This window comes from Myxococcus xanthus, from assembly GCF_006402735.1.
Taxonomy (GTDB): Bacteria; Myxococcota; Myxococcia; order Myxococcales; family Myxococcaceae; genus Myxococcus; species Myxococcus xanthus_A.
The window spans coordinates 785,565-800,559 of sequence record NZ_CP017174.1; the positions used below are offsets into that span (position 1 = coordinate 785,565).

Genomic DNA, 14,995 nt, shown 5'->3' on the forward strand with positions numbered 1-14,995 from the left:
CACAGGCTCGGGGGACGTTCATCCCCTCGCGTACAGCGGCGCCATCGCATCCATGATGGCGCCCATCAGCCGCTGGCCGTCGGCCGTGTCCGGGCAGAGTCCGCCCCAGACGAGCGTGAGGCGTTCGGCCACCGGGCGGAAGTACATGCGCCCGCGCATGCGGACCGGCTCGTAGCTCTCCCGGCCGCCCACGAGGTAGTCCTCCTCTGGCACGCCGAACACGGCGTAATACGTGAGGTCCGGCGCCTGCGCGTCCTGCACCCGGTGCAGCCCGCTGGGGATGATGCAGCTCACCTCCGCCATGTGCCACGGGCCTTCACGGCCCTGGCGCACGTCCAGCACCTCGAAGCACATCTTCGACGCGGGGCAGCCCAGCTCCCCGGCCGTGAGGAAGTTGTAGTCGAGCCGCGGAATCTCCAGCATCTCGTCCAGGTCCGGGCGGCCGTCGCGGGTGAATCCCCACGGGCTGCCATCCCGCTTGTACGAGCGGATGCCGTAGGTGCCGTAGAAGACGTTGTACCAGGGGCTGTGCGGGTTGAAGTAGTTGGAGCAACCGGCCCGCTCCGGGAAGTCTCCGATGGTGAAGGCCACCAGCAGGTCCATCAGCCGCTTGGTGTCGAAGGCCATGAACGGTTCATGCGCCACCGCGCCAATCGACCCGCGGATGGCGGGCACCGGTGTGGCGATACCGGCCTCCGCCAGGAAGTTCTTCTTCCCCGGCAGCGGCGTGGCTTTCATGGCCAGGATGGCGAGCTCTCGTTGCAGACCCATGGAATTCCTACCCCCTCGCCGCACATCCTAGCGGAGGAAGGGTACACTGCTGAACATGCCGGAGAAGCTCGTCTTCGAGCACACCTTGGAGGGTCTCTTCGTGCGAGGACTGGGCGCCCGCGTCACCCCCGTGCTCCGCGAGCGGCTGCGGGAGGTGGGCGTGGACCTGGAGCGCAAGCTACAGCCCGCCTACTCCTTTGAAACATGGTGCTCCGCCGTGCGCGTGGCCGCGCGCGAGCTGCACCCGGACGTGCCCGACGACGTGGGCTACGCGCTGCTGGGTGAGCGCATGGTGGACGGCTACCGGGAGACGGTGCTGGGGCGCGCGGCCTTCGGTGTGATTCAGCTCCTGGGCCCCCGCCGGTGCGTGAGCCGGGCCCGGCAGATGTTCCGCTCCGGGAACAACTACACGGAGACACGCCTGGACGACGTGTCCCCCTCCGAAGTGGACCTGTGGATGAACGAGGCCGGGGCCATCCGCTACTTCACGCAAGGCGCGCTGCGCGCGGGCCTGCGCGCCGTGGGAGCGCTGCATGCCGAGGTGCAGGTGCGCGCCTTCACCGACGAAGGCGTCACCTACCGGCTCACGTGGCGCACCGGCGACGAGGCCTGAGCCTGCTGGGCTTCCATGGGCTGGAGCCATCCTGCTCCAGCCTGGAGGTGTTTCTCAGCGCGCCGCGTGCTCCACCGCGCCTTCCGGAGCCGCGCCCAGGAAGTAACGCGAGCGCGCCTTGGCGAGCTGCGAGTGCGCTTCCTCCAGCGACACGCAGTCCACCGTGATGTCGTTGTCCGCCGCCGCCGCCGAGGCCACCCGCGCCGTCTGCAACCGGGCGATGGTGGAGTCCGAGACGTGCGCGCACATGACGCAGCCCATCTGCCGGCCGTAGGCCACCACCTCTCCGAAGAGGCTGGCGGACTCCGGCTCCAGGGTCCTGAGCCCACGCATGTCCGCGAGCACCAGGTGTCGTCCTCCTCCATAGGAGTCTGTTTCGTGACGATACCGGCTCGCGAAGTCCCGCATCTCGTTCGGCCTGACGAACCCACTCAACCGCACGGTGACGGTACGGCGATTCTTGTCATTGATGACTTCGAACATGCGTGCGCCCTCCTCGCGAGGCAAAGATTAACATGAAAACAAACGGGGTTCCATGCAGCCCTCCAGGGCAGGTTCATGGCTGGAAGGGTGTGCAAGCGTGTCTGGATTGTCTGGCGCAGGTGGAAGATTCCGCGCGCTGGTGCCCACATGTGGTGGCGGCGCAATCCTCTGCCAGGAGGTGAAACCCGTCTGGGAAAGGTTCAGGCGCGCTGGCTGCTCTGGCCGGTGACGACGGCGGAGCCGATGAGGTGCGCCAGCCGCAGGGCCTCGGGGACGAGGCCGCGGTCCGTCACGCGGGCCAGCGCCTGGGCCACCCATGCGGGCTCCGCGCCCTGCACCTGGAAGGTGAAACCTCCCAGCTGGTGGATGGGACCCGCGCGCTTCAGCTTCGCCCAGCGCGCGTCCGCGCGAGGCAGCCGCCGCAGCGCGCGCTCCACCGCGCCCAGGTCCGGTGGCCGCCGCATCACCGCCACGCACGGCCGCTTCAGCCGGCTTGCCAGCAGGGGCAGGTCCACGACATTGAAGCCGCCGAACGCAATGCCATCCAGCAGCACCAGGTGGAGCTGCGGGAGGAACTTCCCGCCTTCCAGCAGCCGGCACACCTCCTGCGTGGCGTTCCAGCCGTCGCGGCGCACCCGTCCCCAGACGAGCCCTTCGAAGCGCGTGCCTCCACACACCACGCCCGCCAGGGGCACGGCGGCGCCGGGGCGGCGCGCGAAGGGGCCGTCGTCGAAGCCGATGACACGCGGGAAGCGGGGCAGGCGCATGGGCCGCGCAGCCTCTCAGGGGGAGCCCGCAAAGAGAAAGCCCGGACTCGCCATCCGCGAGACCGGGCTTTCATGGCTTCGCCGGACCGCCGTTCAGGCCGCGCGAACGTTCTGCGCCTGCAGACCCTTGGGGCCTCGGCCTACTTCGAACTCCACCTTCTGGCCTTCCTGCAGGGTGCGGAAGCCATCCATGTTGATGGCGCTGTGATGGACGAACACGTCCTCACCGCCGCCGTCCTGCACGATGAACCCAAAACCCTTCGCATCGTTGAACCACTTGACGGTACCGGTTGCCATGAATCGCGTTCTTTCGTTCCAAAGCGGCTGGGGTGGCCGCGGATATCGCCCTCTCAGAAACTGAAGGGCCGTGCTGCGAGCCATAGTCTGCCCGGGGCGGGCCACCGAGTGGAAGCCCCCCTGGTTGCCCAGCAGCCAGGAATTCGCGGGTGGACAGGCTTCCTACCCCCGGTGCCCGGGCAGGCGAGGGGCGCATCGCCGTGCGTCACGGGCCGCGTGCCTACCGTAGTGGCGACTTCACGACGGCAAGACTGGAAGGAGCGCCACATGGCTGAACCGCAGACCCTGAGTCCGTCCACCCCCAGACTCGTCCCTTCCCCGGTGCCTCCGGAAGGGCGCTTCCGGCGGGGCGTGCGCCGCGCCATGGACCGGAGCGCCGCCGCTGGCATCCTCTCCCGTCCGCTGCTGGGGCGGCTGCCGTTGCGCCGGTGGGTGCCCCAGGACCTGCACTCGCTCATGCACTACAAGGGCGGGACGGCTTCGGTGGTGGCGGGGGTGTTGTCCGGAGATGCCGTGGCGAAGTCCGCGGGCATTGCCCTGGGGTCCACCATCCTCGGTGTGTCATTGTTGACGGATTACCGCATCAGCTTGACCAAGCTCATCCCCATCGAAGCGCATGAAATCGCCGACTATGCCTTTGGCGCCGCGTTCATCCTCGCGCCCTTCGTGCTGGGCTACGCGAAGCGCAGCCCGCTGGCCGCGGCCATCCACGTGGCGGTGGGCGTGACGACCGTGCTCGCGTCGCTGGTGACGGACTATCGGTGCCAGACGGGCATGCACCTGGGCGGCGAGCTGGCGACGGACCCGGGGGCGATTGGCGCGTGAGTGCCCCTGTTCCTCCAGCGCGCGGCAGCACCGTGCGCGGCGCGCTGGAGGCGGCGCTGACGTCCGCCCCGGAGAGCGGCCTCACCGCGAAGGACCTCTCCGCCCTGGTGGGCATCTCCGAGAAGGACGTGGCCGGGCACCTGGAGCACCTGGAGAAGTCCCTCAAGGCCCAGGGCGCCCGCCTGGAGGTGTTGCCCGCCTCCTGCCTGGCGTGTGGCTTCACCTTCAAGGACCGCAGGCGCTTCACGCGGCCCGGCGCCTGCCCCCAGTGCCGCGCCACGCGCATCGATCCGCCGGCCTTCCGCGTCATCGGTTGAACGCGCCTGGGGGCGAGGTGGAGATTTCACCATTCGGTTGACAATCGAGCGGTGATGGCTGAAATATTCAACCAATTGGATGAATATCGGGAGTGCGTCATGGCGTCGACAGGGAATGACAAGGGTGCGCCGGTTGCCACGGCGATGATGATGATTCGCCGTCCCGTGGCGGACGTCTTCGCGGCCTTCGTGGACCCCGCAATCACCACGAAGTTCTGGTTCAGCCGGGGCAGCGCGCGGCTCCAGCCCGGCGGCACGGCGCAGTGGTTCTGGGACACCTATGGCGTGTCGGCCACCGTGAACGTGTTGGACTTCGAGCCCGGCGCCCGCCTGCGCATCGAGTGGGGCGACCCGGGTGTGATGACCTTCGTCGAGTGGACCTTCACGGCGCTGTCGCCGGACCGCACGTATGTCCGCGTCGTCGAGTCCGGCTTCCGGGGTGACGACAAGGTCGTCGTGGCGCGAGCGCTGGACAGCACCGGGGGCTTCAACCTGCTCCTCGCCGGGGCCAAGGCCTGGCTGGAGCACGGCATCGCGCTCGCGCTCGTTCCGGACCATGTCCCCGAGGACGCGCGGCACCTCGTCTGACGCCGCGGTTTCCCCCACCCCCACGCATGACCGAAGGCGCCATGAAACGAGACTCGCACGCCCGCCTGTTGTCCTCCGACACCGTCCGTATCGAGCGCCTGCTGCCCGGCCCCATCGAGCGCGTGTGGGCCTATCTCACCGAGCCGGAGAAGCGCCGGCTGTGGCTCGCGGGCGGTCCCACGGAGACGAAGGTCGGTGGCAAGGTGGAGCTGCTGTTCCGCCACTCCGAACTGGCAGAGGAAGGCGGCGCCCCACCGCCGCGCCACGAGGACATGGCACAGGGCCACGTGAATGCGGGACGCGTGACGGCGTGTGAGCCGCCGCACCTGTTTGCCTATACGTGGGCGGAGAACCACGGGGACCCGTCAGAGGTTCGCTTCGAGCTGGCCGAGCGCGAGGACGGCGTCCTGCTGACCGTCACCCACGTGCGCCTCAACGGCCGGGATTCCCTGCGCAGCGTGGCGGGAGGCTGGCATACGCACCTCGACCTCCTGGTCGACCGTCTGAACGGGCAGCGCTCGCCGAACTTCTGGGAGGCCTACGAGCGCGCCCACGCCGAGTACATCACGCGCCCGGGCTTTGAGTAACGCTGCCACCGGCGCTCCAGCGGTGCATCCGGGTGCGGCCCTTGGAGGACCGCCCCGGAGGCCAGTGCTTACATCGGGTCTTGGGGGTCGAAGCGGCAGTCCGGGTCGGTGCTGGCGCACAGCTGATTGCAGCAGCCATCCGCCCGGCAGCTGCAGGTGGGCTCCAAGATGATGGGCCTGCAGGTCTGGGAGTTGCCGTTGCAAGTCACGGTGCCGCCGTTGGCGCTGCTGGCCGAACAGGCGAAGCCCGTGCCATTGCACTCCTTGATACTCCCACCCTGGCACTCGATCCGCACGAAACAGTCACCGGTCAGCGCGGCCTCCTGCGTGCGGAAGTGGTCCTCGGCGGTGACGTCGTTACCTCCCTGGGTCTGCTCCTCGGTGGGCACGGGCCCGCAGGAGGTCAGCATCACCAGCGCCATGACGAAGATTCCAGCCATCGACTTCATGAGAACCTCTCTTCTGTTGGGGGACACCGCGACAGGAAATATGAAAGGAATTTCCTGTCGTCAATAGTGACGCTCCGTGATGGCTGGGTGTCTTTTTCGACCGTTTGAGAGGGATTTGTAACCCTTTATGTCTCGCCCGGTGCGTCACCAGGCATAGTCCTCCGGGGCGGGTTTGTGGCCCGGGAAGATGTCATCCAAGCGTGACAGTGTTTTGGCATCAAGAGTGACATCGGCCGCGCGGATGGCGGCGTCGAGCTGGGCGGACGTTCGCGGTCCGATGATGGGCGCGGTGACGGCGGGCTGGTGCAGCAGCCACGCCAGCGCGACGTCTCCGGGCTCATGTCCGAGCTCGTCGGCGAGCGCCTCGTAGCGCTCGATGCGCTCACGGTGCTTCTGGAGGGCTTCCTTGGCGCGTCCTTCCAGACGGCGCTTGCCCTCGCGCTCCTTACGGAGCACGCCGCCCAGCAGTCCGCCCTGGAGGGGAGACCAGGGAAGGATGCCTACGCCATGGAACTGCGCGGAGGGCAGCACCTCCAGCTCCACGGTGCGGGCCATCAGGTTGTAGAGCGACTGTTCGCTGACCAGTCCGGTGAAGTTGCGCCGTGCCGCCACGGCCTGGGCCTGGGCGATGTGCCAGCCCGCGAAGTTGCTGCTGCCGACGTAGAGCACCTTTCCCTGCGCCACGGCCACCTCCATGGCCTGCCAGATCTCCTCCCAGGGCGTGGCGCGGTCGATGTGGTGGAACTGATAGAGGTCGACGTAGTCCGTGCGCAGCCGCTTCAAGCTGGCATCCAGCGCGCGGCGGATGTTGAGCGCGGACAGCTTGCCCTCGTTGGGCCAGTCACCCATGGGCGCATAGAGCTTGGTCGCGAGCACGGTGCGCTCGCGCCGCCGGCCGCCCTTGGCGAACCAGTTGCCGATGACCTCCTCGGTGCGGCCCTTGTTCTCTCCAAAGCCGTAGACGTTGGCGGTGTCGAAGAAGTTGATGCCGCGGTCGAGCGCGGAATCCATGATGGCGTGGGACTCGGGCTCCTCGGCCGTCCAACCGAAGTTCATGGTGCCCAGGCACAGCCGGCTGACGGAGAGCCCCGAGCGGCCCAATTGCGTGTACTTCATGGCGACTCCTCGATGGCCGGAGGCAGGCTCCCTCCGCCGAGGACGGCCCGGCCGTTCACCGCCCGCGGGTGCCGTGCATTCAGGGCATCCGCGGCGCATGGGGGCCAGGGGTTTGCGGTGACGCCCACGCCAGGTGTCGGGCAGCCAACCCGGACGCGCGTCGAGGCGGCGTTGGTGAAACGAAAAAGGGCCACCACCATGAAGGCGGTGGCCCTTGGGGCCGGCGGACGAGCGTAGGGCTTACGGGTACAGCGCGCGGGCGCCGCTGCGGTCGTAGCTGGTCAGCACCAGGTCACCCGTCTGGGTGCCGCTGCACTGCGGGTAGTGCATGACGGAGCTGGCGTCATACGGCGTCAGCGCGCGCCAGGCGTTGTCCTCGTAGCAGCCGGTGGTGGTGAGGCGGGTGTGCTCGTGGCGGAAGCCCAGCACGTGACCCAGCTCGTGGCGAATCACGCCCTCCAACGTCCAGGGGGAGATGTTCTGGAAGGACGTGGTCGAGATGAGGACGTTGGCGCTGCGGCGGGCGCTGTTGGGGAAGAAGGCGCGCGCCAGGTACTGGGACGTGTTGGTCTGGTTCACGTCGAACACGACGTTGTTGTTGCGGTTGGTGCACTTCGAGTCTTCAGCGCTGACGTGGACGAACTTGACGTTGGCAGCCGCCTCCCACTCCGCCGCGGCGCTCTTCATCGCATTGACCACGCGCGTGTAGTTGCTCCCGAACTTGGTGCTCACGCAGTACGTGAGGTTGAGCGCCTGGCTGGCGCTCCATTTGATGTCGCGTCCACCGCTGTAATACACGGCCAGCGCGCCCTGCTGGGTGCCAATGCCGCTGACGGCCTGCTCGTAGAACTCGCGCAGCTCCGACTCCGTCGGCAGGAAGATGTCACCGTCGACGACGAAGCCACCCGACTCCGGCTCCTGGTACGCGCTGGCGCGGAACTCCTCGAACGAGACCTGCTGCGTATCCTGCGTCTCGGACTCAGGAGCGCCGCACGCGGAGCCAAGGAGGGAGATGCCTGCCAGAAGCGCAACGGAGTGAAACTTAGCCATGGTGGACCCTCGGAGCGGATTCTCGGAATTGAAACAAAAAGCGAGAAGAAGACCCCGGCTCCGAAAAAACGGACACACAGGTCCACGCGAATTCTGAACCGGGTTTCGAGTCCCACCGGAGGGGAGAGAGTCTGCTCTGACTCAGGGATATGTGATTAGGGTTGTTCCAACTTCCAGACGGTGCCGGTCCGCTCCAGCGAGACGCGGCGGAGGAAGGGGTCGACACCGATGGAGACGGGGCGTTGGTCCACGGTGAGGGAGACCTCGGTGATACCGCCTGTGAAACGGTGTTTCGCTGCGTACAGCGTTGCATCCTGGGACAACACCGCCACGTCGAGGGACTCGTTCATGGGCAGGGGGACGTCCTGTCCGTTCTGGCGTGCGTGCTTCGACGCCGATATCCGCGCGGTGACGCGGTAGCGGCCATCCGCCAGGGGCTCGACGGCGGCGGACTCCACCTTCAGCTCGTACAGCACGACCTGCGTCAGCCACTGGTCCACGAGCGGCCGCGCCTCCTCGGTGGCCTCTTCATGCAACAGGGCGAGCAGGTCGCTCGCGGTGGGCTGAGGCTTCGGGTGGGCATGCTGCTGGACGAGCTTGCGCAGGGCCCGGTCGAGCGCGGCCTCACCGAGGAGGTCCGCCAGGGCGTGCATCACCAACGCGCCCTTGCCGTAATAGAGGTAGGGCTCGTCCTTCGTCTGGAGGAGTGGAGGTTCCTCGCCGTGCTCCTCCGCGCGGCCCCGCAGGTAACGGTCCAGGTCGAAGGCCAGCACCTGACGCACCTGGGCCTCGCCGTGGAGGGCCTTCAGCACTCGCTGCTCGGCGTACTTCGCCAAGGACTCGGTGATGAGCAGTCCGCCGGGACCGCTCACCGGGTCGACCTGATGGCCCCACCATTGGTGCGCCACCTCGTGTGCGATGCGCCGGGTGATGAGGTCCACGGTGTCCTGCTCACCCGAAGCGGTGAGGAAGCCTCGGTGCTCGGGGTAGTAGATGGTGTTCGACAGCGCGAGCGCACCGAAGCCCCAGGTGGAAGGCACCTCCACGATGCGAAGCTGTCGGTGGGGGTAGCGGCCGAGTTGCTCCTCGAGCACCTCCAGCGAGCGTGTCGCCGCGCGCAGCATCCGCTCCACGTTGTGGGCATGCCCGGGGTGGTAATACACCTCCACGTCCACGCCCCGGTGTTTCTCCTTCTTCACCGCGTAGCGCGCGGAGACGAGGGCGAACCAGTTGAGCATGGGGCGCTCCATGACGTAGCGGAAGACGCGTCGGTCCTCCTCATTCCACGTCTGCCTCAGCTCGCCTGGGGCCACCGCGAGCTGGGTGTCCGGGGTCGACACCGTCAGGTCCAGCGTGGTCCAGGCGCGCTGCCCGCCGCCACCCTCCGCGAGCCCCAGGTCGCCCGCGGCCTCCGCCTCCACCCGAGGCGTCTCCGGCAGTCCTCGCTGGCGCCGCTCCCGGGCGTCGTCGAGCTCGTAGCCCTTCCGGTATCCGATGGCGGGAAATGCCTCCTGGTTGGAGATGAACGAGCCGTTCCCGGCGATGGAGGTGTCGCGCGCGCCTTCGCGAATGCCTCGCCGCTCCGTCTCGATTGAGAACGTGAGCCCGGTCTTCGCGCCGGGGGGTAGCGGCGTGTCCAGCTCGAAGGCGGACATGCCGAAGCGGCTGTCGTGGTGGACCTGTCGGGCCCCTTGCAACGAGAGCGTGGCGTGGCGCACGTCGCGGCGCACGGAGATCCACACGCGTTGGATGGGCGCTTGCGTCCGGTTCTCCAGCACATAGCGTCCGGTCGCGTGATAGCGCGCTTCTTCTGGGTACAGGTCGACGCGGGCCTTCACGGCGACGATGCTGGGCTGGGGGAAGGATTCGTAGCGCTGGTAGGCCTTCTCGTAGTCGGCCTTCCAATCGGCGAGCTGGGCGCGCGTCTCGTAGCGGTTGAGCACATTCGTGCCGTGGAAGATGAAGCCTCCCGCCAGCACGAAGAGGGCCAGGCACGCCGTTACCGCCGTCTGGCCTCTTCGTCCCCACACCTGGGGGAGGGCCGCGAGGCTCGCACGCAGCGGAGGGCTGACGCCGCGCCGCCACAGGCCACAAGTGAGCAGCCCCAGCACACCCGCCAGGGCGCTCCAGTACACCAAGTATGCGTTGAAGCCGTGGACGCTGGCTCCAAAGCCATTCATGTCGGAGTAGCGCAGCGGCGGCCCGCTCGCGTAGCGCAGCAGGCCGTGCTCCAGTCCCACGAGGCCGCCCTGCCGCATGGCCAGCGCCAGGAGCAAGCCCAGGAACATCCCCACATAACGGTGGGGACTCAGCGTCTGGAGCCACAGCACCGCCACCGCGAACAGCAGCAGCGGCAGTCCGGAGAAGTACAGCAGCGACAGGTACAGCGCTGGCTCCAGGGGGCGGTGGCCTCGCGAGAACTGGTACAGCACGGCGATGCCCACCGCGGAGGCCGTCAACACGAGGACCTGCAGGGCCAGCACCGCCAGCTTCGACAGATAGAACACGGCGCTGGAGGCGGGCGTCGCGTCGAGGAGTTCGCTCAGACGGACCCCGCGCTCCCGCCAGACGAGCTCGGCGCCGAAGTAGACCACGCACAGCGAGCCAAAGAGGAAGAGCGGCGGCTGGATGGCTTGTAGAAGCAGCCCCGTGGTGGGCAGCAGCCGCGTGCCGTATTCCGCCTGCGTGGCGCTGGCGGCGACCTCCATGCCGAGCACGAAGACCCAGAGCGCCATCAACGCCAGGAAGGCCCGGCTCTTGAGGATGGCGTGGGTCTCCATCTTCCACGTGGATACCAGGGCGGCGCGGAACCGGGCGCCCTCGTCGCGTTCCGGCTCCACGGGGCGGTAGGGGACGCTGCCGGGGGCCGCCGTCTCGGACGCGATGCTCCGGGGCGTCGCGCCGGACGCCGCGCGGAAGGAGAAGCGCTGGTAGACGAAGGCCAGCACCCCGGCGGAGACGCCCATCCATAGGAGCCGGTTGTGCAGGAAGGCACCTTCCAGATGGAGCAGGCGGGTGTTGCGCTCGTGTTCGGTCCAGTAGCGCGTCTGGGCGAAGAAGGCGGACAGGCCGAACGGGTCCAGCAGGGCGGCGCGCGCCAGGGCCTCCGGTGTCTGCGGCGCGGTGCCCGCCATCAAGGGGGAGTCCCCCATCAGCGCCCCCACGAAGTAGAGCGCGTAGAGGAAGACGGCGCCGACATAGGTGGCCAGCGCGCTGCGTGTCAGCGTGGCGACGGCGAACAGCAGCGACGCGGCGAAGAGCAGGTTGGGCAGCACCATGACGGCGAGCGCCCAGGCATAGCGGAGGACCTCCCAGCTCGCGCGCCGCTCAGGGGCCACGTCGAGGACCCATGGCGCTAGCATCAGCCCCAGCGCGGTGACGGTGAACACGGCGAGCGCCGCCAGCAGCGCGCCCGCGAGCCGGACCGACAGGTACGTGAGCTTGGAGACGGGCGTCGCGTAGACAAGCGCCTCCATCCGGTGCTCGCTGTCCCGCAGGGCGGCGTTCGCGCAGAAGGCGCTGAGCACGAAGATGGAGAACAGTGACAGGAACCCCAGCGACTGCATGACGGACGCCGGGGAGTTGACGTGGGCGTTGTCCGGGCCATAGCCCGTGCCGACGAACACGAACGCCATTCCCAGGAAGGCGGCGACGGCCACGAGGAAGGCGGCCTGGCGCGTCTGGAAGCGCCACTCGAAGCGAATCAGCTCACCGGCCATGTCCGACCAGGGCGGCGAAGTAGACGTCTTCCAGGTCCGGTGGCACGCGCTCGAAGCCCGGCGCGGGCGCTTCGTCCGCCAGCACGCGGAGCACCGTCCTGCCTCCCGACAGCTGCGTGGAGAGCACCGTCTGGGAAGCGCGGAGGGCGGGGACCTCGAGTTTCTCCACCGTCTTGCGCCACACGCGGCCCGTCAGCTCGGTGACGAGTTGCTCGGGGATGCCTTCGCGCAGCACCCGGCCTCCGGACAGGATGGCCATGCGGGGACAGAGCTGGCGGACGTCCTCGACGATGTGGGTGGACAACAGCACCACGATGTCCTCCGCCACCTCGCTGAGGAGGTTGTGGAAGCGGTTGCGCTCCTCAGGGTCCAGTCCCGCGGTGGGCTCGTCGACGATGAGCATCCGAGGCTGGCCCAGCAGGGCCTGCGCGATGCCGAAGCGCTGCCGCATGCCTCCAGAGAAGCCGCTGACGGCCTTCTTCCGGTGCGCGTGGAGGTTGGTTTGATGAAGCAGCGCGTCCACCTGCTCGCGGCGCTGGCGCGCGTTCGTCAAACCCTTGAGCACGCCCAGATGGTCCAGCAGCTCCACGGCGGACACGCCCGGGTACACACCGAAGTCCTGGGGCAGGTAGCCCAGGTGCCGCCGGTGCGCTTGTGGGGCCGCGAGCACGTCGACGCCGTCGAAGAGGAGCTGCCCCTCGTCAGGCAGTTGGAGCGTGGCCAGGATGCGCATGAGCGTGGACTTCCCCGCGCCATTGGGGCCCAGCAGCCCGAAGAGCCCCTTCTCGATGGTGAGGTCGATGCCCTGGAGTGCTCTGACGCCGTTGGGGTAGGTCTTCGAGATGGCGGAGAGGCGGAGCATGGGGGACCGGAGCGGGATGGGGTCCAACGGCTACGGTCCGCCCGAAGCGCGATTGCGTTCGTCCGGTGCCGTAAGGGGAATACGGGTTGTGAATGAGTTGGCCCGCATCGACGGCGGGTACCGGGGGCTGGTAATCGAAAAGAAATCCCCCGTGAAAAGGCGGTCGATTCACGGGGGTTCCGTTCGACCACGGAAGCAGGGAGGCTCTTCTCCCGCTCACCCGTGAGGCACGGACCCATGAAGTACCTGCTGATGATCTACGAGAACGAGAAGGCCGCCGAGACGCTGTCGGAGGCGGACGTCCAGCGCGTGATGGGGGAGTACGGCACCTTCGAGGCGGCCATCAAGCAGAGCGGGCACTTCATCTCGGGCGAGGAACTGGAGCCCACGGCTGCGGCCACCACGGTACGCATCCGCGACGGCAAGCGCCTGACGACCGACGGCCCGTTCGCGGAGACGCGGGAGCAGTTGGGCGGCTTCTTTCTCGTGGAGGCCAGGGACCTCGACGAGGCCATTGGCATCGCGTCCCGCATTCCCAGCGCGCGCAGCGGCTCCGTCGAGGTGCGGCCGGTGCGGGAATTCACCATGCCCCAGGACTGACGCAGGGGCCCGCGCGGCATGATGGACACCACCTCCATTCTCGAACGGGCGCACCGTGAGGATTACGGGCGCATCGTGGCCACGCTCATCCGCGTGCTGGACGGCGACTTCGGCGCGGCGGAGGAGGTGGTGCAGGACGCCTTCGCCGCTGCCTTGAAGCAGTGGCCGCGCGAGGGCGTGCCGCGCGAGCCGGCCGGTTGGCTGATGCGTGTCGCGCGCAACAAGGCGGTGGACCGCATGCGGCGGTCCGCTCGCCTGGAGGCGCGCGTGGGTGAGTTGGAGGCGGTGGCGCCATCCGTGGACGCCGCCGAATGGCAGACGTTGCCGGACGACTCGCTGCGGTTGCTCTTCACCTGCTGTCACCCCGCCTTGTCACCCGAGGCCCAGGTGGCGCTCGCGCTTCGTTGCCTGTGTGGGTTGACGACGGAGCAGATCGCCCGCGCCTTCCTCGTGTCGCCCGCCACGCTGGCCCAGCGGCTGGTGCGCGCGCAGCGGAAGATACGCACCGCGCGCATTCCCTACGTCATCCCGGAGCCCGAGGCGCTGGCGGAGCGTACCGAGGGCGTGCTGCACACGCTCTACCTCGTCTTCTCGGAGGGCTACGCTGCCACGGATGGGCCGGCGTTGCTGCGAGTGGACCTTTGCGAAGAGGCCCTGCGGCTGGCCCGGCTGGCGCGCTCGCTGCTCCCGGAGGACGCGGAGGTAGCGTCGCTGCGGGCGCTGATGCTGCTCCACCACTCCCGCCGCCGGGCACGCGTGGCGGCGGATGGCGGGCTGGTGCTGCTGGACCGGCAGGACCGCTCGCTCTGGGATGGCGCGCAGCGGGACGAAGGACTGGCGGAACTGGAATCCGCGCTCGGCATGGGCGCCCGGGGGGCGTACACGGTGCAGGCGGCCATCGCGGCGCTGCATGCCCAGGCTCCGCGCGCCGAGGACACCGACTGGGCGCAGATTGCCGCGTTGTATGCGCGGCTGGTGGTGCTGACGCCGGGGCCCGTGGTGGCGCTCAACCATGCCGCCGCCGTGGCGATGGCCCGTGGCCCCGAGCACGGATTGTCCCTGGTGGATGACCTGGAGGCCTCCGGACGGCTGGCGGACTATCACCTGCTGCCGGCCGCGCGCGCGGACCTGCTCCGGCGTCTGGGGCGCAAGGACGAGGCCGTGAGTGCCTACCGACGGGCGCTGGCGATGGTCCGCACTGCGCCCGAGCGGCGATTCCTGGAAGCGCGGCTTCGCGAGCTGCTGGCGGAGTGAAGGGTCCCTCCGTGGCGGAGGTCCTGGAGCGGCACCTCGGCCAGCCCTGAGCTGACGTGAGGCCGGCGGGCGCTCTGGATTCAGGGCGCCCGCGCTGGCTCCGCGGTGGTGTCTACAGCGCCAGGGACATTCCTCCGTTGGCCCGTCACATAGGGGTGGTCATGCCGGGACATGGGGGGGCCACCGAGCCGGGGCAGAGCGCGTTCACCCGGATGTCCAGGGTGTCGTACTCCAGTGCCGTGGCTTGGACCAGCCCCACCAGCGCGCGCTTGCTCGCGCTGTAGGCCGAGGTGCCCTTCCGTGTGGCGATGGACTGGACCGACGACGTCACGACAATCGAGCCACCCCCGCCGCGGAGCATGGTTCCGGTGACGGCTCGCTGTACCGCTGGCAGTTCCTGAAGAAGGGGCAGCCGCTGGAGATGGCTGTCCAGGGCAGCGTCATCGTCAATGACCCCGTGCTCAACCTGAGCGCCGCCGTGAAGGGCCTGGGGTTGGCCTACGCGGCGGAGCCGCTCGCCGCGGAGCACGTGCGCCAGGGGCGGCTCGAGCGGGTCCTGGCGTCATCCTGCCCGGGCACGCCTGGCTTCTTCCTCTACTTCCCCAGCCGCCACCAGGCGCTGCCGAAGCTCCGCGTGTTCATCGACTCCGTGCGCAAGCACCTGAGGGTGTCACAGCCCTGAGGCGGCGGCCGCCGT

The 14,995-nt window shown here is 68.5% G+C and carries 18 protein-coding genes; 8 read left to right on the forward strand and 10 right to left on the reverse strand.

Annotated features, from left to right (window positions below; translation table 11 throughout):
• Positions 1-18: 18 nt before the first annotated feature.
• Positions 19-771 (reverse strand): DEAD/DEAH box helicase family protein, encoded by a 753-nt coding sequence (locus tag BHS09_RS03430; protein WP_140797151.1) that lies wholly within the window; start codon positions 769-771, stop codon positions 19-21.
• A 55-nt stretch (positions 772-826) separates the two neighbouring features.
• Between BHS09_RS03430 and BHS09_RS03435 the strand changes: the two genes are divergently transcribed.
• Positions 827-1,384 carry a DUF2378 family protein gene (locus BHS09_RS03435; RefSeq protein ID WP_140797152.1) on the forward strand — a complete coding sequence of 186 codons (558 nt, stop codon included), beginning with the start codon at positions 827-829 and terminating at the stop codon, positions 1,382-1,384.
• Between the two features lie 54 nt (positions 1,385-1,438).
• Here BHS09_RS03435 and BHS09_RS03440 read toward each other — a convergent pair whose 3' ends face one another.
• The 3 genes from BHS09_RS03440 to BHS09_RS03450 form a co-directional block, all read right to left on the reverse strand.
• Positions 1,439-1,867 (reverse strand): hypothetical protein, encoded by a 429-nt coding sequence (locus BHS09_RS03440; protein ID WP_174258632.1) that lies wholly within the window; start codon positions 1,865-1,867, stop codon positions 1,439-1,441.
• A 200-nt stretch (positions 1,868-2,067) separates the two neighbouring features.
• Positions 2,068-2,634: an endonuclease dU gene (locus tag BHS09_RS03445; protein ID WP_140787192.1), complete on the reverse strand. Its 567-nt coding sequence runs from the start codon at positions 2,632-2,634 to the stop codon at positions 2,068-2,070.
• A gap of 93 nt (positions 2,635-2,727) precedes the next feature.
• A complete protein-coding gene (locus tag BHS09_RS03450; RefSeq protein WP_002635980.1) occupies positions 2,728-2,931 on the reverse strand; it encodes a cold-shock protein in 204 nt (67 codons plus the stop codon).
• 267 nt (positions 2,932-3,198) lie between these two features.
• Between BHS09_RS03450 and BHS09_RS03455 the strand changes: the two genes are divergently transcribed.
• From BHS09_RS03455 to BHS09_RS03470, 4 genes are all read left to right on the forward strand, one after another.
• Positions 3,199-3,756, forward strand: coding sequence for an SPW repeat domain-containing protein (locus tag BHS09_RS03455; protein WP_237080174.1), 558 nt, complete (start codon positions 3,199-3,201; stop codon positions 3,754-3,756).
• Positions 3,753-4,073 carry a transcriptional regulator gene (locus BHS09_RS03460; protein WP_140787193.1) on the forward strand — a complete coding sequence of 107 codons (321 nt, stop codon included), beginning with the start codon at positions 3,753-3,755 and terminating at the stop codon, positions 4,071-4,073. Before BHS09_RS03455 ends, BHS09_RS03460 begins: the two co-directional genes overlap by 4 nt.
• A 99-nt stretch (positions 4,074-4,172) precedes the next feature.
• The gene (locus BHS09_RS03465) at positions 4,173-4,661 is read left to right on the forward strand and encodes an SRPBCC family protein (protein ID WP_140797154.1); all 489 of its coding nucleotides are present in this window, start codon (positions 4,173-4,175) and stop codon (positions 4,659-4,661) included.
• Positions 4,662-4,702: 41 nt separating this feature from the next.
• On the forward strand, positions 4,703-5,248 hold the full coding sequence (locus BHS09_RS03470; RefSeq protein WP_237078012.1) for an SRPBCC family protein: 546 nt from the start codon (positions 4,703-4,705) through the stop codon (positions 5,246-5,248).
• A 68-nt stretch (positions 5,249-5,316) separates the two neighbouring features.
• On the opposite strand, the gene BHS09_RS03475 is transcribed toward BHS09_RS03470, so the two are convergent.
• From BHS09_RS03475 to BHS09_RS03495, 5 genes are all read right to left on the reverse strand, one after another.
• Entirely contained in the window at positions 5,317-5,697 is a 381-nt protein-coding gene (locus BHS09_RS03475; protein ID WP_140797155.1) for a hypothetical protein, read from the reverse strand.
• A gap of 144 nt (positions 5,698-5,841) precedes the next feature.
• Positions 5,842-6,813, reverse strand: coding sequence for an aldo/keto reductase (locus tag BHS09_RS03480; protein WP_140797156.1), 972 nt, complete (start codon positions 6,811-6,813; stop codon positions 5,842-5,844).
• Positions 6,814-7,053: 240 nt separating this feature from the next.
• Complete coding sequence (locus BHS09_RS03485) at positions 7,054-7,863, reverse strand: M57 family metalloprotease (RefSeq protein WP_237078013.1); 810 nt, start codon at positions 7,861-7,863, stop codon at positions 7,054-7,056.
• 155 nt (positions 7,864-8,018) lie between these two features.
• Positions 8,019-11,582 carry a M1 family aminopeptidase gene (locus BHS09_RS03490; RefSeq protein ID WP_140797157.1) on the reverse strand — a complete coding sequence of 1,188 codons (3,564 nt, stop codon included), beginning with the start codon at positions 11,580-11,582 and terminating at the stop codon, positions 8,019-8,021.
• A complete protein-coding gene (locus BHS09_RS03495) occupies positions 11,572-12,444 on the reverse strand; it encodes an ABC transporter ATP-binding protein (RefSeq protein WP_140797158.1) in 873 nt (290 codons plus the stop codon). Before BHS09_RS03495 ends, BHS09_RS03490 begins: the two co-directional genes overlap by 11 nt.
• Positions 12,445-12,681: 237 nt before the next feature.
• On the opposite strand from BHS09_RS03495, the gene BHS09_RS03500 reads away from it, so the two are divergent.
• Positions 12,682-13,044 (forward strand): YciI family protein, encoded by a 363-nt coding sequence (locus BHS09_RS03500; RefSeq protein ID WP_174259184.1) that lies wholly within the window; start codon positions 12,682-12,684, stop codon positions 13,042-13,044.
• Between the two features lie 18 nt (positions 13,045-13,062).
• On the forward strand, positions 13,063-14,298 hold the full coding sequence (locus BHS09_RS03505) for an RNA polymerase sigma factor (protein ID WP_140797159.1): 1,236 nt from the start codon (positions 13,063-13,065) through the stop codon (positions 14,296-14,298).
• Between the two features lie 145 nt (positions 14,299-14,443).
• On the opposite strand, the gene BHS09_RS39860 is transcribed toward BHS09_RS03505, so the two are convergent.
• Positions 14,444-14,749, reverse strand: coding sequence for an SDR family oxidoreductase (locus BHS09_RS39860; protein ID WP_257792150.1), 306 nt, complete (start codon positions 14,747-14,749; stop codon positions 14,444-14,446).
• Here BHS09_RS39860 and BHS09_RS39175 point away from each other — a divergent pair.
• Positions 14,678-14,980 carry a LysR substrate-binding domain-containing protein gene (locus tag BHS09_RS39175; protein ID WP_257792151.1) on the forward strand — a complete coding sequence of 101 codons (303 nt, stop codon included), beginning with the start codon at positions 14,678-14,680 and terminating at the stop codon, positions 14,978-14,980. The two genes, BHS09_RS39860 and BHS09_RS39175, sit on opposite strands and share 72 nt — an antisense overlap.
• The last annotated feature ends 15 nt before the right edge of the window (positions 14,981-14,995 follow it).

Bases quoted from the DNA above. Each gene is read 5' to 3' on its own strand.
- BHS09_RS03465 (WP_140797154.1), top strand. From the start codon at position 4,173: ATGGCGTCGACAGGGAATGACAAGGGTGCGCCGGTTGCCACGGCGATG.
- BHS09_RS03440 (WP_174258632.1), bottom strand. From the start codon at position 1,867: ATGTTCGAAGTCATCAATGACAAGAATCGCCGTACCGTCACCGTGCGG.
- BHS09_RS03455 (WP_237080174.1), top strand. From the start codon at position 3,199: ATGGCTGAACCGCAGACCCTGAGTCCGTCCACCCCCAGACTCGTCCCT.
- BHS09_RS03485 (WP_237078013.1), bottom strand. From the start codon at position 7,863: ATGGCTAAGTTTCACTCCGTTGCGCTTCTGGCAGGCATCTCCCTCCTT.
- BHS09_RS03445 (WP_140787192.1), bottom strand. From the start codon at position 2,634: ATGCGCCTGCCCCGCTTCCCGCGTGTCATCGGCTTCGACGACGGCCCC.
- BHS09_RS03430 (WP_140797151.1), bottom strand. From the start codon at position 771: ATGGGTCTGCAACGAGAGCTCGCCATCCTGGCCATGAAAGCCACGCCG.
- BHS09_RS03475 (WP_140797155.1), bottom strand. From the start codon at position 5,697: ATGAAGTCGATGGCTGGAATCTTCGTCATGGCGCTGGTGATGCTGACC.
- BHS09_RS03435 (WP_140797152.1), top strand. From the start codon at position 827: ATGCCGGAGAAGCTCGTCTTCGAGCACACCTTGGAGGGTCTCTTCGTG.
- BHS09_RS03490 (WP_140797157.1), bottom strand. From the start codon at position 11,582: ATGGCCGGTGAGCTGATTCGCTTCGAGTGGCGCTTCCAGACGCGCCAG.
- BHS09_RS03470 (WP_237078012.1), top strand. From the start codon at position 4,703: ATGAAACGAGACTCGCACGCCCGCCTGTTGTCCTCCGACACCGTCCGT.
- BHS09_RS03505 (WP_140797159.1), top strand. From the start codon at position 13,063: ATGATGGACACCACCTCCATTCTCGAACGGGCGCACCGTGAGGATTAC.
- BHS09_RS03480 (WP_140797156.1), bottom strand. From the start codon at position 6,813: ATGAAGTACACGCAATTGGGCCGCTCGGGGCTCTCCGTCAGCCGGCTG.
- BHS09_RS03450 (WP_002635980.1), bottom strand. From the start codon at position 2,931: ATGGCAACCGGTACCGTCAAGTGGTTCAACGATGCGAAGGGTTTTGGG.
- BHS09_RS03495 (WP_140797158.1), bottom strand. From the start codon at position 12,444: ATGCTCCGCCTCTCCGCCATCTCGAAGACCTACCCCAACGGCGTCAGA.
- BHS09_RS03500 (WP_174259184.1), top strand. From the start codon at position 12,682: ATGAAGTACCTGCTGATGATCTACGAGAACGAGAAGGCCGCCGAGACG.